Here is a 15,758-nt window from a genome sequence, read left to right as displayed (position 1 = left end):
CCGACGAATCGGACGAATCTCTCCGTGAATCGTCATCATCTCCGGGATCCGTCGCCCCGATGCGGTCGCGTCATGCCGAGGCTCAGCGGCCTTCGGCTGCTTCCGTGTGGTGGCGGATGACCTCGGCGACGACGAAGTTGAACCACTTCGCGGCGAACTCGGGATCGAGGTGCGCCTCTTCGGCGAGCGCTCGCAGACGGGCGACCTGCTGCTCCTCGCGGCCGGGATCGGATGCCGGCATCGCATGCTCGGCCTTGAGGTGGCCGACCTGCTGCGTGGCACGGAATCGCTCGGCCAGCATGAAGATGAGCGCGGCGTCGATGTTGTCGATGCTGGCGCGGAGTCGGAGGAGCTCGGACTGCGGGTCAGGTGCGGCGGTCATGCCCCTACTCTAGAGCCGTCAGAACCCGCGGTCCCGACGCGGGCACCGCTATCGTGAGCACATGAGCAACGAAGAGCCGTCGGCATCCGCGCCCGCCCAGAACGCGGCCGTCTCCGCCGAGACCGCCGATGCCGCCGCACCGGCCGCGGCATCCGTCGAGACGCAGGCACCGAGGCGCGCGGTCGTGATCGAGCCGATGACTCCGAGCAGATCGTTCTGGACGCGCATCGACCGCCCCTTCGTCTTCGGCTTCCTGGTGACGCTCGGTGGGCTCGCCGCCTTCGTGCTGGGCCTCGCGCTCACCAACCTCTCCACCGTGCTCATCTACATCGCCCTCGCCCTCTTCGGCGCGCTGGGGCTCGACCCGTCGGTGCGGTTCCTGGAGCGACGCGGTCTGTCACGCGCCATCTCCGTGCTCGTGGTGATCCTCGGCCTCATCGTGGTCGTCGCACTGATCCTCTGGATGGTGCTGCCGATCGTGATCGAGCAGATCGCCAGCTTCGTGCGCTCCGTGCCCGGGATGGTCCGCGACTTCCAAGCCAGTGACATCTACGCCACCCTGAACGATCAGTTCGGTGATCAGTTCCAGGGCATCGTCGCCGATGTGCAGAAGTTCCTCACCGATCCCGGCAACATCGCCAGCATCGGCGGCGGCGCACTGCAGGTCGGCGCCACCATCTTCAGCGGTCTCTCCGGGGCGATCATCGTGCTGGTACTCGTCCTCTACTTCCTCGCCTCGCTTCCCGGCATGAAGACGAGCCTGCTGCGCCTCGCTCCCGCGCGCGACCGTGCACGCGCCGCAGACATCACCGATCAGATCACCGACTCGGTCGGTGGCTACGTGATGGGAATGGTCGTCCTCGCATTCATCAATGCGATGCTGACGCTGGTGCTCTACATGGTCATCGGACTGCCGTTCCCGCCGCTCATGGCGACGGTCGCCTTCTGCATCACGCTGATCCCTCTCGTCGGATCGGTGATGTTCTGGGCCATCGGCACGGGCATCGCCCTGTTCACGAACCCGATCGGCGCGCTGATCTTCGGCATCGTCTATCTGATCTACATGCAGATCGAGGCCTACGTGATCACGCCTCGCGTCATGAACAAGGCGATCTCGATCCCCGGTTCGCTCGTCGTGATCGGTGCCCTCGCGGGAGGCACGCTGCTCGGACTGCTCGGCGCCCTCGTCGCGGTTCCGGTCGCGGCATCCATCCTGATCATCATCAAGCAGGTCTGGGTGCCGCGGCAGGACGCCCGGATCTAGCCCGTCGCCCGCCTTCGCCGCCTGCCCTGCCCGGTGCCCCTGCCCCCTGCCGTCGAAACCCCCGCCTGTCGTCGAAACCCCCGTCTAGATGCGCAGCTGCGCGGGGGTCTGGACACCACAAGGGGGTCTGGGCGACACAAGGGGGTCTGGGCGACACAAGGAGGTCGGGACGCGAAGAGCCGGCGCGCCCGAGGCCCCGACCCGACGCCCGAAGCCCGGGGCTGAACGCAGAAGTGCCCGGGGCCAGCGGCCCCGGGCACTTCGATGATGCGGTCAGGCGATCAGATCAGGCCCTGATCCTTGAGCCACTGTGCAGCGATGTCGGCCGACGACTTCTGGTCGACGGTGCTCTGCACGTTGAGTGCCACGAGCTCTTCGGCGGTCAGCTTGGCGCTGATCGCGTTGAGCACGTCGGACACGTCGTCGGCGATGTCGCTCGACACGATCGGCACGACGTTGGAGGCCAGGATCAGGTTCTCCGGGTCTTCCAGAGCAACGATGTCCTGCGTCTGGAACGACGGGTCGGCGGTGTAGATGTCGGCCACCTGGATCTCGCCGGCGAGCAGCGACTCGAGCGTGGTCGGACCGGTCGCCGAGAACGTCAGGTCGACGCCGTAGACCTCCTTGGCCGCGGCCGGGCCGTACGGGCGCTGCTCGAACTCCGGCGCCGCGCCGATCGTGACCGGGCTGGTGACCTTCGAGAGGTCGCCGATGGTCTTGAGGCCGTTCTCGTCGGCGAAGCTCTTGAGCACCGTGTAGGTGTCCTGATCGGATGCTTCGGCGAAGTCGAGTGCGGTCAGGCCGTCGGGCAGCACATCCTGCAGTGCCTTGTAGACGTCGTCGGGGCTGGTGACGTCGATGCCGTCCTCCGACAGGTACTCCGCGAGGCTGCCGGTGTACTCGGGGAAGACGTTGATCTCACCGGACTCGACCTCGGGCATGTACGCGTCGCGCTGTCCGATGTTGAGCTTCTTCTCGACCGTGAAACCGGCATTCTCGAGCGCCTGCGCGTAGATCTCGGCGATGATCTCGTTGGAGTAGTACGCCTGCGAGCCGACAACGATCGTGTCGCCGTCGCCCGATCCCGAACTCCCCTCCGAGGGGGACTCGAGCGGATTGCCACCGCAGGCGGACAGGACGAGTGTTGCCGCGGCGACCAGGCCGACGGCGAAGACGGAGCGCTTGCCTCGTGCTGTGAACATGGGATTCCTCTTCTCTGGGACTGCTGGGACTTCTCTGTGGTTGGTGCGGGCTGTGGTTGGTGCTGGCTGTGGTTGGTGCGGGCCGTGCTGGGGCTGCGCGCTCAGGCGGCGGCCGTCGCGGGGGCCGGTGCCGGTGTGAGCCGACGGGTGCGGCGACGCGCGGGACGCCCCGTGCGCAGGCCGCGCGGGACGGCGGCATGCTGAGCCGCGGCGAGGAGCAGATCGACGACGAGCGCGAGCACCGCGACGATGAGGGCTCCACCGAGCACCTGATCGAAGCGTCGCAACGGAATGCCCTGGATGATCGGATACCCGAGCCCGCCGAGATTCACATACGCGGCGATCGTCACGGTCGCGATGACCTGGAGCAGAGCGGAGCGGATACCGCCGACGAGCAGCGGGAGCCCGAGGGGAACCTCGACCTTCCAGAAGATCTGCCACTCCGTCATGCCCATGGCCCGTGCCGAATCGATCACGCGACGATCGATCGCCTCGAGACCGGTGTAGGCGCCCGCGAGCAGCGACGGGATCGCGAGCAGCACGAACGTGATCACCGCGGCCTGAGGCACCCGGAGCACACCGAGCAGGAGCACGAGCAGGATCATCAGGCCGAACGCCGGGATCGCGCGTGCGGCGCCCGAGACGGCGACGGCGATCTCTCGACCGCGGCCGGTGTGGCCGATGAGCCAGCCGAGCGGAAGCGCGATCGCCGCGGCGATCAGCACCGAGATCGCCGTGAGCGCGAGGTGCTGACCGAGCAGGACGGGCAGCGCGTAGCGGCCCTCCCACTGCGCGGGGGCGAACATCCAGGCGAAGGCATCCGCGAAGAGATTCATGCGGCGGCCCTCACGGGGACGGCGGCCCGCGCTGTGGAGACGCGGCTGGCGGCCGTGGTCCACGGCATCAGCGCACGGCCGATGAGCAGCAGGATCAGGTCGAGGATCAGCGCGATCACGACGACCGCGACGACACCCGCGAACACCTCGGCGATGATGCGCCGCTCGAGTCCGTTGGTGAAGAGGTAGCCGAGGTTCGTCACACCGATCAGGATGCCGACGGTGGCCAGCGAGATCGTGCTCACCGCCGTCACACGGAGCCCCGCCAGGATCACGGGCCCGGCGAGCGGGAACTCGACCGCCCAGAACCGGCGGAACGGCGCGAAGCCGGTGGCGGTCGCTGCCTGGCGGACGCCGTCATCGACCGAATCGAGTCCGTCGGACACGGCACGCACCAGGATCGCGATCGCGTAGATCGTGAGCGCGATCATGAGGTTGGCCTCGCTGATCGCCGAGTATCCGAGCGTCGCGGGCAGCAGGATGAGCAGCGCGAGCGACGGGATCGTGTACAGCAGACCGGTGAGCACGATGATCGGGCCCCGTACCAGGCGGTAGCGCCAGGCGACCCAGCCCAGCGGCAACGAGAGCACGAAGCCGATCACGATCGGCACGATGCTCTGGCGCAGATGCACGAGCGTGAGCTCGAAGATCAGGCCGAGGTTGTCGGTGACCCAGTTCACGGCGAGCCGTCCTGAGCGGCACCGGCTGTCGCGGCACCGGCTGTCGCGGCATCCGGAGCTTCGGCGGCATCCGGCGCACTGACGATCGCTCCCTGCGTGCGTCCCTCCGAGTCGACCACCACGGTGCCGTGGGGCGTCTGCTTCAGGTGCAGCGCGCGTCGTCCGCGGTCGGCACCGATGAACGCGGCCACGAAGTCGTCGGCCGGGTTCTCGATGATCTCGCTCGGACTGCCCACCTGCACGATGCGGGCGCCCTTGTCGAGGATCACGACCTGGTCGCCGAGCAGGAACGCCTCGTCGATGTCGTGCGTGACGAAGACGACCGTCTTGTCGAGCTCGTGCTGCAGACGCAGCGTCTCCTGCTGCAGATCGGCGCGCACGATGGGGTCGACCGCGCCGAAGGGCTCATCCATGAGCAGGATGTTCGGATCGGCTGCCAGGCCACGGGCGACGCCGACGCGCTGCTGCTGACCGCCCGAGAGCTGACTCGGGTATCGATCGGCGAGCGCCTGGTCGAGGCCGACGGTGTCGAGCAGGGTGCGCGCCCGCTTGTGTGCCTCGGGCTTCTTGACGCCGGTGAGTCGCAGGACGGTGGCGACGTTGTCGATCACCGAGAAGTGCGGCATGAGGCCCGAGTTCTGCATCACGTAGCCGATACGGCGGCGCAGCTGCACGGGATCACCCACGAGCACGTTCTCGCCGTCGATCTCGATGTCACCCGAGGTCGGTTCGACCATGCGGTTGATCATGCGCAGCAGGGTGGTCTTGCCACAGCCGGACGAACCGACGAACACGGTGGTCTTGCGCGACGGCAACACCAGGTTGAAGTCGTTGACGGCGACGGTGTCGTCGGGGAACTGCTTGGTGACGTTACGGAATTCGATCATGGCTGGTCTCCAGTCGGTCGATCGACGAGGCGTGCGTCGGCGCCGCGGCGCCGGCAGACGGAGGTCACTGCGAGATCTCGACGCTCGGGTCGAAGGCGACGAAGCCGGAGAAGTCCCTGCCGACGCGGTCGAATGCGGTGGGATACGGCGTCGGGTAGGACCAGGCGAGGTCCTTGTGGAGCGTGCCGTCGGCCTGGACGGAGAAGTACTGGGCCGCGCCCTTCCACGGACACGTGTACGGCGTGGGGCTCTCGACGAGCACACCGGACGTGATCGATGCGGGTGGGAAGTACCAGTTCCCCTCGATCTTCACGAGATCGCTCTCTGCTGCTTCGGCGATGACGGTTCCTGCGAGTACAGCCTTCATGGTCCTGCCTCCTCGGATTCGGGTTCGAGCGTATAAGAGGTCTGCGACATCCGCGCCGGGCTTGCGCGAAGCGTCGTCAATATGAGAAACAATCGGCTGCTCCGTCCAGGCGCGCAGAGATGACCCCGTGGGTCGTCTGCTGTTCGGAGCGGATGCCGGAACGGATGGCGCACAGCCCCGCCCGTTCCCGGCATCCCCGACCCCGTGAGGTCACGCCGACTGCCGCCCGTAGCCCTCGAGCAGGCGCAGCCAGACCTCGCTGATCGTCGGGTACGACGGCACCGCGTGCCAGAGCCGCGCGATCGGCACCTCGCCGACGATCGCGACCGTCGCCGTCTGCACGAGCTCGGCGACCTCGGGACCGACGAAGGTCGCACCGATGACGACGTCACGGTCGGTGTCGATCACGAGTCGCGCCTGCCCGGCGAAGCCGTCCTCGTAGAGGCTCGCTCCGGCGACCCAGCCGAGGTCGTAGTCGACGACCTCGATCGCGTGCCCCGCCTCGCGCGCGGCACGCTCGGTCAGACCGACCGAGGCGACCTCCGGGAACGAGAACGTCACCTGCGGAGCCGCTGCATGATCGGCAGTGGCGACGTGCCGCTGCCAAGGCCCGTCGAGCACGTCCTCACGCGTCGCCCGCGCCACGATCACGTCGCCGGCGGCACGCGCCTGATACTTGCCCTGGTGCGTGAGCAGCACGCGTCCGTTCACGTCGCCGACCGCATAGAGCCAGTCCGATCCGGGTACGCGCAGCGTGTCATCCGTCTCGATCCACTTGCCGGGCTCGAGACCCGCGATGTCGAGTCCGATGTCGCCGGAGCGCGGAGAGCGACCGGTCGCGGCGAGCACCTCGGCCGCCACGACGGTCGAGCCGTCGGCGAGGGTGATCGTGACTCCGTCGTCGCCGCGGTGCACCGAGGTGGTGCCGGTGCCGGTGCGCACGTCCACCCCCAGCTCGCGGAGTCCCGCTGCCACGCGCTCTCCGGCGAACGGCTCCATGGCGGCCAACAGCTCACCCCGGGCGATCAGGGTCACGGTCGAACCGAGAGCGGCATACGCCGTGGCCATCTCGACGGCGACGACGCCGCCGCCGATGACGGCGAGCGAATCGGGCAGATCCTCCGCGCTGGTCGCCTCGCGGCTGGTCCACGGCGACGACTCGCGCAGTCCGTCGATCGGCGGGATCACGGCATCCGATCCCGTGCTGATCGCGACCGCATGACGGGCATGCAGCACGCGCGTGCCGCCGTCGGCATCCGTCACGGTCACCTCGCGTTCGCCCGAGAGACGCCCATGGCCGCGAGCGAGATCGATACCCGCCGAGTCGAGCCACTTGACCTGCCCGTCGTCCGACCAGTTGCTCGTGAACGAATCACGGCGATCGAAGACGGCGCGCACATCGAGCTTTCCGGTGACCGCTTCGGCGGAACCCTTCACATGCTGCGCCGCACGGAGTGCCTGGGCCGAGCGCAGCAGCGCCTTCGACGGCATGCACGCCCAGTAGGAGCACTCTCCGCCGACCAGCTCGCTCTCGACGATGACGGCCGTCAACCCGCCCTGCACCGCGCGATCCGCGACGTTCTCGCCGACAGGCCCTCCGCCCAGCACGATCAGGTCGTACTCGTCGGTGCGTGTGTTCTCGTCGCTCATGCCCTCAGCCTCTCGTCACCGGTCGTCATGTTCAAGACCAACGTCGAAAGCAGGGGCGGATGTTCCCGCGCGGGTGGGCGCCCTGCGCGTGCGCGCTGCAGGGAGGTCGGGCGCCCTACGCGTGCGCACTGCAGGGAGGTGTGCGGGCGCCCTACGCGCGCGCACTGCAGGGAGGCGGTCGGGATGCAGGGCGAAACCCGCGTTTCCGCCCTGCATCCCGCACATATCCCTGCGTCACGTACGAGAATCCCTGCGTCACGCGCGCGAGCGGGGCGCGAGCCGGGGCGACAACACTGCCGCGGCGACCGCGATCGTCCCGGCGAGCGCGAACACCGCCGTGAACGGGTCGGTGACCGAGGCCAGCGTCGCGAAGAGGACTCCCGTGATCGCGAGCGCGAGTGCACTGCCGAACGAGTCGGCGACCGTCATGGCCGAGCTGTTGAACCCCTGATTTTCGGGCGTCGACATCTCGAGCGTCAGCGCGCTGGTCCGGGGACTCATGAACCCCATGCCCGTGCCGGCGATGATCCAGGCGACGATGATCACCGCGGCATCCGCTCGGAAGGCCGCAGTGACGAGGGCCAGGGCGATTCCGACGAGCACGAGCACCGTGCCGATCCGCACCGCGAGGATGCTCGACAGGCGAGCGCCCATACGCCCCTGCACGGTGGCCGCGACCGACCAGGCGAGGGCGCCGCCGGTCAGCGAGAGACCCGCGAGCGTCGGGGTCACCCCATAGCGGTCGGTGAGCAGATACGGGATGTAGACCTGGGTGCCGAAGAACGCCGCAGCCGCCAGACCGCGCACCAGCAGCACCGACGGCAGACCCCGGCGAGCGCGCAGAGTGCCCGGGGGGAGGAGCGGCCGCACCGCGATCAGGGCGATGACCACCGCGACCGCGGCCAGCAGGGGACCTGCTCCCGGCACATCTCCGAGCAGGTTCAGTCCGAGCACGGCGACGGCGGCCAGCACCGACCAGCCGAGTCGGCCGAACGCCCACGGTGTCGACGCGTCGCCATCGTTGCGCGAGAGTCCACGCAGCGCGGGGACCACCATGAGCAGAGCCACCAGCACGAGAACGACCACGCCGAGGAACACCCAGTGCCAGCTCCACAGCTCGGTCACGGCTCCCGCCACGGTCGGACCGATCAGCGAGGGCACGACCCACGCCGCCGCGAAACCGGCGAAGATCGCGGGCAGGAGTTCGCGCGGGTACACCCTTGCAACGACCACGTACAGCGCGACGGTGAGTGCACCGCTGCCGAGACCCTGGGCGAAGCGGCCGGCGACGAGGACCTCCATGCTCGGCGCGAAACCGGCGACGAGCAGTCCGATCACGAAGACGACGACCGAGGTGTACAGGGGCTCGACCGGTCCACGGCGATCGGCCCAGTTGCCCGCGGTCACCATGCCGATCACGCCGGTGGCGAGAGGGCCGGCGAAGGCGAGCGCGTACAGCCGTTCCCCACCGAGGTCGGCGCTGACCACGGGCATCACCGTCGTCACCGCCAGCGACTCGAACGCGCCGAGGAACACGAGGGCACACGCGCCGATCGTGATCCAGAGGTACGCCGCGCTGAGAATGCCCGGCGTGCGGCCCGTCGTCGGCGTCACGCCGGTTTCTGTCGTCATGGGTTCGACCGTAGAACCTCAACAAAGGTTGAGGTCAAGCGCCGCGGTTCACAACTCCTCAAGAAGCGTGCGGCGCCACCGGCCTGAGGCCCGGAAACACGGCGATCCGGCCGGCGCCGGCATCGGCAGGCGCGCATTCTTGAGGAGTTGTGAACGCGAGAGGGGCGTGCCTGAACGCGAGGGGGCGCGCCTCAGCGCACGGGAAGGAAGTGCGTCGGCGCAGGCACTGCGGCCTCATGCCGGATGCCGAGCGGCGCACCTGTGCGATCGTCGAGGTCGAGCAGGGTGATCGTGTCGGAACGCTGCCCCGCCACCAGCAGCTTGCCCTCGTACACGAGGTGGTGCCGCGGCCAGTCGACGCCCGAATCCGCCAGCGCGACCGACTCGAGAGACTCCCCACCGCCGCGCACACGCAGCGTCGCGATCGTGTTGCTGCCACGGAGAGCCGTGTAGAGGAACGCACCGTCGCGGGTGCGGGCGAGCTCGGCCGGGAAGTCCGCGCCGACCTGGGCGATCGGGCTCGACAGTACCGACGAGACCACGCTCCAGGTGCCATCGACGCCCGCGGCGAGCGTGAAGACCTCGCACGAGTACTCGGTCACCACATGCAGGTGCCCGCTGGGGTGCACGACCATGTGACGCGGTCCGGTGCCCTGCGGGAGCACGACCTCATGATCGAGGGCGAGCCCGCTCGCGTGAGCGCGCCAGATGCGCACGACGTCGAATCCGAGATCGGTGGTCGCGATCCGACCGTCCGGAAGGAACGCCGCGGCGTGCGCGTGCGACTCCCGGCCCTCCACACCGTAAGGATCGGATGCCGCGACGCCGACGCCGGCGGGAGTCGTCTCCGGTTGCGGTTCGCCGAGTAGGGCCGCACGGAGGGCAGCAGCCTTGTTGCCCGCATCCGCCACCGGACGCCCCTCGGCATCCAACGCGATACGCACCACGCGGCCGTCGCCGTAGCAGCTCGCGATCAGCGCAGAACCGTCGGGCGCGACGGCCACGTGGCACACGTACTGTCCGGCCTCGACCGGGTCTCCGAGCGGGGTGAGCGATGTCTCGCCGGTGCGCGCGAACGCCTGCACCGCAGCGTCGCCCTCCAGCGCCGCATACACGACGTCGAGGCGCGGATGCCGGGCCAACCACGACGGCGACGGCGTGTCCGTCACCGCGCCGCGGTAGGCGAGAGTCGAGGCCTCGCGGCCCGAGTCGCCGGCAAGCAATCCGATCCCCTCGGCGGAACCCTCCATGCCGGGGCCGTAGCCTCCCAGCCAGAAACGCGTCATCTCAGCGGCGCCGCGCGTCAGTCGAGCAGGTCGTGACGCACGACGACCTGGTCGCGCTCCGGGCCCACACCGATCACGGAGATGCGCGTGTTGCTCATCTTCTCGAGCGCCAGCACGTAGTCCTGCGCGTTCTTCGGCAGGTCGTCGAAGCTGCGCGCGACCGAGATGTCTTCGCTCCACCCGGGCAGGTATTCGAGGATCGGCGTTGCGTGGTGGAAGTCGGTCTGGTTCACGGGCACCTCGTCGAAGCGCTCACCGTCGACGTCGTAGGCCACGCACACGGGGATCTGCTCGAGTCCGGTGAGGATGTCGAGCTTGGTGAGCACGAGGTCGGTGATGCCGTTGACCCGGGTCGCGTAGCGCGTGATCGGGGCGTCGTACCAGCCCACCCGGCGCGGGCGCCCGGTCGTGGTGCCGAACTCGAAGCCGCGCGAGCGCAGCCAGTCGCCCTGCTCGTCGAACAGCTCGGTCGGGAAGGGGCCGGAGCCGACGCGCGTCGTGTAGGCCTTGACGATGCCCACGATGCGATCGAGCGAGCCCGGTCCGACGCCGGAGCCCGTCGCCGCGCCCCCCGCCGTCGCCGACGACGAGGTCACGAAGGGGTAGGTGCCGTGGTCGACGTCGAGCATGGTCGCCTGGCCGCCCTCGAACACGACGACTTCGCCGCGGTCCAGAGCCTCGGCGAGCAGGTAGCCCGTGTCGGCGACCATCGGACGCAGACGTTCGGCGTACGAGAGCAGGTCTTCGACGATCTCGTCGGTGGTGATGGCGCGGCGGTTGAAGATCTTCACCAGCAGGTGGTTCTTCTGGTCGAGGGCGCCCTCGACCTTCTGGCGCAGGATGTTCTCGTCGAACAGATCCTGCACGCGGATGCCGACACGGTTGATCTTGTCGGCGTAGGCCGGTCCGATCCCGCGGCCCGTGGTGCCGATCATGCGCTTTCCGAGGAAGCGCTCGGTGACCTTGTCGAGCGTGCGGTGGTACTGCGTGATGATGTGCGCGTTGGCGCTGACGCGCAGGCGCGAGACGTCGATGCCACGGGCCGAGAGCGCCTCGAGCTCGAAGAAGAGCACCTCGAGGTCGATCACGACACCGTTGCCGATCACCGGGTTCACGCCCGGGGAGAGGATGCCGGAGGGCAGCAGGTGCAGCGCGTACTTCTCGTCGCCGACGACGACGGTGTGCCCGGCGTTGTTGCCGCCGTTGAACTTCACCACCCAGTCGGTGCGCTCACCGAGCAGATCGGTGGCCTTGCCTTTTCCTTCGTCGCCCCACTGCACGCCGACGATAACGATTCCTGGCATGGGTGTCCCCCCTGCTTTCGCCGGGTTTGCACCGGCCGATGAGCTGGCCCTCTTCGGGCGATCCCATCTTATCGGCAGGCTCGGACGCCCCCTTCCGGTCGCGATATGACAGCCCACACGGCGGTGAGAGCTGACATATCGCGACCGGAGGATCGTCTGAAATGCGACGAGGGGTGTCACCTCCGCTGCTCGCCGATGTCGGACACCCCTGTCAGGATCGAAGGATGTCAGAAGTCCCCTCCGGTGCGCCCGGCCGCCCCGGCACGAAGACGCAGGGGCCGCTCGTGCTCGTCGCGGCCCTGGTCACGGTCGTGCTGTGGGCATCCGCGTTCATCGGCATCCGCGGCGCCGGCCCGCACTTCGATCCCGGTGCCCTGGCGTTGCTGCGCATGGCCGTGGGCAGCGTCGTGCTCGCGATCATCGCGGTGCGGCACGGCATCCGCATACCGGCGAAGCGGCACTGGTGGCTCATCGCGGTGTGGGGCGTCGGCTGGTTCTGCATCTACAACCTGGCCCTCAACGCCGCCGAGCGCACGCTCGACGCCGGCACGGCCGCGATGGTCGTGAACCTCGCACCCCTCATGGTCGTGATCTTCAGCGGGCTGTTCCTGCGCGAGGGCTTCCCGAAGCCGCTGGTCATCGGGGCGCCGATCGCCTTCCTCGGCGTCGTGCTGATCGGCATGAACTCCTCGACGAGCGCGGGGCCCGACATCACCGGACTGCTGCTCGCCCTGCTCGCCGCGGTGATGTACGCCGGCTGCACGCTCGTGCAGAAGCATCTGCTCAGCGCCGGGGCCGACGCGACGACGCTGACGTGGTTCGGCGCCCTCGCGGGGACCGTCGCCCTGCTCCCCTGGACGGGCAGCCTCATCGAGGCCGTGCAGACCGCCCCGCTCGACGCCACGCTCTGGGTCGTCTACCTCGGCATCTTCCCGACGGCGATCGCCTTCACGACCTGGGCCTACGTGCTTCAGCGCAGCAGCGCGGGCCAGACGTCGGCCACGACGTATGTGGTGCCGGCCGTCGCCATCCTGATGTCGTGGGCGATCCTCGGTGAGGTGCCGACACCGCTCATGTTCCTGGGCGGGGCGCTGTGCCTGCTCGGAGTCCTCGTCACACGCCTGCGCTGGGGGCACCGGACTCGTCGCTGAGAAGCACGCGGATCACCTGAGAAGCAGCCGGATCATTCGAGAAGCACGCGGATCAGCGCAGTCCGCTCTGCCCGCGCCCCGGCGACCGACGTTCCGTCACCGCCGCCCGCGAGAGCCCGAGCGCGGCGAGCGCATCGGCGGCGAGCTTGCGCTTGAGCTCCAGCGCCTCACCGATCTCCGCCGCCAGACGCGGGCGGGTGCGGATCAGCGCATCGACGGTCCCGAGCGGCACCGAGAGCACGGTGAGGATGTCGGACGCCACCGTGAGGGCCTGCGTGCGCTCGCGCGTCAGAGCCGTGTGGCCGATCAGGTCGCCGGGCTCGGCCGATCCGAAGTCGATCCGTCCCCCGTCCGCCTCCAGCGCGAGGGTGGCACGACCCGAGACGATGATCATCACGCGGTCGGGCACGATGCCCGACCGCAACACGATCTCGCCGATGCCGTACCGCTCGAGGCGGGAGGTCGCGAGCACCTCCTCGCGATCCTCGTCGCGCAGATGCAGTGTCGGTCCGACCCGCTCGATCGCCTCGACCAGTCGCGAGGGTTCGGCGATCGGGTCGCTGGAGTCGCCGTCGAGCGCGAATCCGCGCCGACGCGAGGCGTACCAGAGCCAGGAGAGGTAGAGGGAGAGCGCCCGTTGCGCCTCGGCGGGGGCGTGCACGGGGATCGTGACCTCGTACGCACCCTTGCCGAGGTAGTCGACCTCGGCGCGCTCGTCTTCCAGCCTCATCGGCAGCACATCGGCGATCTCGGTCAGCAGTGCCATGACCTCGTGCGGCGGATCGTCGGTGGTGAATGTCACCGTCGTCGTGGCGGAATACGTGCCGGTCGGTGCGCTCATGTTCGTGAACGACGCCCCCGACAGCGTCGAGTTCGGCACGATCTGGATGCTGTTGCCGGTCTGGATGTGCACCGCACGCCAGTTGACCTCGTGTTCGTGGTCACCTTCGCAGCGGTCTCGCTCATCCTGCCCCTGTCACGACGCCTCGGACCGACGCCCTTTGTGCAGGAGACTACCGATATTCCGGGATGTCGATCCAGCAATTTCCCTCGAAGGTCGTCTCTCCCTGCCCGCTACAGTGGCGGCGGAGGCATGATGACGACCTGGTGGCCCTTTCTGCGCATCGCCGCAGCCCTTCTCGGCACGGCGGCGCTGATCCGTCAGATCTCGATGTCGATCGACAATGCCCTGGCGGCGACGACCGCGTGGGGCAGCCACGTTCCCACCGTCGTGGCGAACTTCTTCAGCTACTTCACCGTGCTCTCCAACATCGGCGCCGTGATCACCTTCGCGATCGGTGCGATCTGGATGCTGCGCGCGCGGCGCGAGAACACGCCAGAGCCGCGGTGGCTCACGCTGCTCTTCGCCTGTGTCAGCACGTACATGATCGTCACCGGCATCGTCTACAACCTGCTGCTGCGCAACATCCCACTCGATGGCGTCTCCGAGGTGTGGACCAACGAGAGCCTGCACGTGATCATCCCGTTGCTCATGCTCGCCGATGTGCTCTTCGCTCCCCGCCGCCGCGCGCTCGGCTGGTCGGCGGTCGGGATCGCGGCGATCTTCCCGATCGTCTGGGCCGTGTACACCCTGCTGCGGGCGAACTTCATCACCGCCCCGCTCAGCGGCAACCCCTGGTGGTACCCCTACCCGTTCCTCGACCCGAACCAGGTGCCGGGCGGATATCTGGGAGTCGCGGGGTACATCGTCGGCATCGCGGTCGCGATCATCGCCGTCGCCGCCGGGGTCGTCTGGGTCGGCCGCCGCCGCGGCATCCGCGTCGCCTCCGAGTAGGCACACCTGCACGACCCGCACTCGGATGCACGACCGATGCGCGGGATCGGTCGTGCATCTGTTCTCCGGTCGTGCAAACGTGCCCGGGGCGGCCCGACGTCAGGCGCACCGATTACGCTGGTCGGCGGAGGGGCCGCGCGGCCCCGGTGTGGACGAGGGAGACGAAGAGAACGATGAACGAACCCGACCTGCACAATCCGCCGACGGCATCCGCACCGCCGCCTCCGCCCGCGCCTCCTGCCGCCGCATCCGCTCCCGCACCCGCCGCGCCCGCCGCTCCCGCCGCGCCCGCCGCTCCCGCCGCGCCCGCGCCCAGCGCACTCGCGAAGGATGCACCGACCGCGGCCGAGATGTCGCGCGCCGCCGAGGTTCTGAAGATCGTCTCCGACTCGTACTCGGCCAAGATGGTCGGCCAGGAGCGGCTGCGCACGAGCCTGCTCGTGTCACTCATCGCCGGCGGCCACATCCTGCTCGAGAGCGTGCCGGGGCTCGCGAAGACCACCGCCGCCAGCACACTCGCCGACACCGTCAAGGCCCAGTTCAAGCGCATCCAGTGCACCCCCGACCTGCTGCCCAGCGACATCACCGGCAGCCAGATCTACGACTCCGCGACGGGCTCGTTCCGCACGGTGCTGGGCCCGGTGCACGCGAACTTCGTGCTGCTCGACGAGATCAACCGCTCCAGCGCCAAGACGCAGAGCGCCATGCTCGAGGCGATGCAGGAGCACCAGACCACGATCGGCGGCGAGGTGCATCACCTGCCCAAGCCCTTCCTCGTGATCGCGACGCAGAACCCGATCGAGCAGGAGGGCACGTACGAACTGCCCGAGGCGCAGATGGACCGCTTCCTGCTCAAGGAGATCGTGGAGTACCCGAGCCCGGCCGAGGAGTTCGAGATCCTCAGCCGCATCGACTCCGGCGTGCTCGATCCCGACCGTCATGTCACCAGCGCCGTCTCCCTCGACGATGTGCACCTGTTGCAGGACGTCGCGAGTCGCATCTACGTCGACCCCGCGATCCGCAACTACATCGTGTCGATCGCCTACGTGACCCGCAACCCCGCGCCGTACATCGGCGAGGAGCGCGCACGCTTCATCAAGTACGGAGCCAGCCCGCGCGCCAGCATCGCTTTCCTGCAGGCGTCCCGCGCGCTCGCGCTGCTCAAGGGGCGCGCGCACGTGCTCCCCGAAGACATCCGCGAGCTCCGTCATCTGGTGCTGCGCCACCGCGTGCTGTTGACGTTCGAAGCCGACGCCGAGGGCATCCGCAGCGAGGAGATCATCGATCAGATCTTCGGCGCGGTGCCCACCCCCTGATCCCGG

15 protein-coding genes and 1 pseudogene are annotated in these 15,758 nt (G+C 68.7%); 4 read left to right on the top strand and 12 right to left on the bottom strand.

Annotated elements, in window-relative coordinates:
• Positions 1–82: 82 nt before the first annotated feature.
• Positions 83–382 carry a chorismate mutase gene (locus P0Y60_02355; protein WEK61625.1) on the bottom strand — a complete coding sequence of 100 codons (300 nt, stop codon included), beginning with the start codon at positions 380–382 and terminating at the stop codon, positions 83–85.
• Positions 383–443: 61 nt separating this feature from the next.
• Here P0Y60_02355 and P0Y60_02350 point away from each other — a divergent pair, with 61 nt between their 5' ends.
• On the top strand, positions 444–1,646 hold the full coding sequence (locus P0Y60_02350) for an AI-2E family transporter (protein ID WEK61624.1): 1,203 nt from the start codon (positions 444–446) through the stop codon (positions 1,644–1,646).
• Positions 1,647–1,927: 281 nt separating this feature from the next.
• Here the strand turns inward: P0Y60_02350 and P0Y60_02345 are convergent, their stop codons facing one another.
• The 9 genes from P0Y60_02345 to P0Y60_02305 form a co-directional block, all read right to left on the bottom strand.
• Positions 1,928–2,848: an ABC transporter substrate-binding protein gene (locus P0Y60_02345; protein ID WEK61623.1), complete on the bottom strand. Its 921-nt coding sequence runs from the start codon at positions 2,846–2,848 to the stop codon at positions 1,928–1,930.
• Between the two features lie 101 nt (positions 2,849–2,949).
• Positions 2,950–3,684, bottom strand: a complete 735-nt coding sequence (locus P0Y60_02340; GenBank protein ID WEK61622.1) for an ABC transporter permease — start codon at positions 3,682–3,684, stop codon at positions 2,950–2,952.
• Positions 3,681–4,364 (bottom strand): ABC transporter permease subunit, encoded by a 684-nt coding sequence (locus P0Y60_02335; GenBank protein ID WEK61621.1) that lies wholly within the window; start codon positions 4,362–4,364, stop codon positions 3,681–3,683. The genes P0Y60_02340 and P0Y60_02335 overlap by 4 nt, the downstream gene beginning before the upstream one ends.
• Complete coding sequence (locus P0Y60_02330; protein ID WEK61620.1) at positions 4,361–5,251, bottom strand: ATP-binding cassette domain-containing protein; 891 nt, start codon at positions 5,249–5,251, stop codon at positions 4,361–4,363. The genes P0Y60_02335 and P0Y60_02330 overlap by 4 nt, the downstream gene beginning before the upstream one ends.
• A 64-nt stretch (positions 5,252–5,315) precedes the next feature.
• On the bottom strand, positions 5,316–5,618 hold the full coding sequence (locus tag P0Y60_02325) for a DUF427 domain-containing protein (GenBank protein ID WEK61619.1): 303 nt from the start codon (positions 5,616–5,618) through the stop codon (positions 5,316–5,318).
• A 210-nt stretch (positions 5,619–5,828) separates the two neighbouring features.
• Positions 5,829–7,268, bottom strand: a complete 1,440-nt coding sequence (locus tag P0Y60_02320; protein WEK61618.1) for an NAD(P)/FAD-dependent oxidoreductase — start codon at positions 7,266–7,268, stop codon at positions 5,829–5,831.
• 255 nt (positions 7,269–7,523) lie between these two features.
• The gene (locus tag P0Y60_02315) at positions 7,524–8,900 is read right to left on the bottom strand and encodes an MFS transporter (GenBank protein WEK61617.1); all 1,377 of its coding nucleotides are present in this window, start codon (positions 8,898–8,900) and stop codon (positions 7,524–7,526) included.
• 191 nt (positions 8,901–9,091) lie between these two features.
• On the bottom strand, positions 9,092–10,186 hold the full coding sequence (locus P0Y60_02310; GenBank protein WEK61616.1) for a beta-propeller fold lactonase family protein: 1,095 nt from the start codon (positions 10,184–10,186) through the stop codon (positions 9,092–9,094).
• A 17-nt stretch (positions 10,187–10,203) separates the two neighbouring features.
• Positions 10,204–11,490: an adenylosuccinate synthase gene (locus P0Y60_02305; GenBank protein WEK61615.1), complete on the bottom strand. Its 1,287-nt coding sequence runs from the start codon at positions 11,488–11,490 to the stop codon at positions 10,204–10,206.
• Positions 11,491–11,714: 224 nt separating this feature from the next.
• On the opposite strand from P0Y60_02305, the gene P0Y60_02300 reads away from it, so the two are divergent.
• The gene (locus P0Y60_02300) at positions 11,715–12,641 is read left to right on the top strand and encodes a DMT family transporter (GenBank protein WEK61614.1); all 927 of its coding nucleotides are present in this window, start codon (positions 11,715–11,717) and stop codon (positions 12,639–12,641) included.
• Between the two features lie 52 nt (positions 12,642–12,693).
• On the opposite strand, the gene P0Y60_02295 is transcribed toward P0Y60_02300, so the two are convergent.
• Both P0Y60_02295 and P0Y60_02290 read right to left on the bottom strand, forming a co-directional pair.
• Positions 12,694–13,371 (bottom strand): cyclic nucleotide-binding domain-containing protein, encoded by a 678-nt coding sequence (locus tag P0Y60_02295; GenBank protein WEK62843.1) that lies wholly within the window; start codon positions 13,369–13,371, stop codon positions 12,694–12,696.
• A pseudogene (locus tag P0Y60_02290) lies at positions 13,357–13,560 on the bottom strand (mechanosensitive ion channel). The gene P0Y60_02295 and the pseudogene P0Y60_02290 overlap by 15 nt, the downstream one beginning before the upstream one ends.
• 177 nt (positions 13,561–13,737) lie before the next feature.
• Here P0Y60_02290 and P0Y60_02285 point away from each other — a divergent pair.
• Both P0Y60_02285 and P0Y60_02280 read left to right on the top strand, forming a co-directional pair.
• Positions 13,738–14,436: a Pr6Pr family membrane protein gene (locus P0Y60_02285; GenBank protein ID WEK62842.1), complete on the top strand. Its 699-nt coding sequence runs from the start codon at positions 13,738–13,740 to the stop codon at positions 14,434–14,436.
• 350 nt (positions 14,437–14,786) lie between these two features.
• Positions 14,787–15,752 (top strand): AAA family ATPase, encoded by a 966-nt coding sequence (locus P0Y60_02280; protein WEK62841.1) that lies wholly within the window; start codon positions 14,787–14,789, stop codon positions 15,750–15,752.
• Positions 15,753–15,758: the final 6 nt, after the last annotated feature.

The organism is Candidatus Microbacterium colombiense (genome assembly GCA_029203165.1).
Lineage (GTDB): Bacteria > Actinomycetota > Actinomycetes > Actinomycetales > Microbacteriaceae > Microbacterium > Microbacterium colombiense.
Note: the sequence above shows the minus strand (reverse complement) of the source record. Positions and strands in the feature narration are given on the sequence as shown.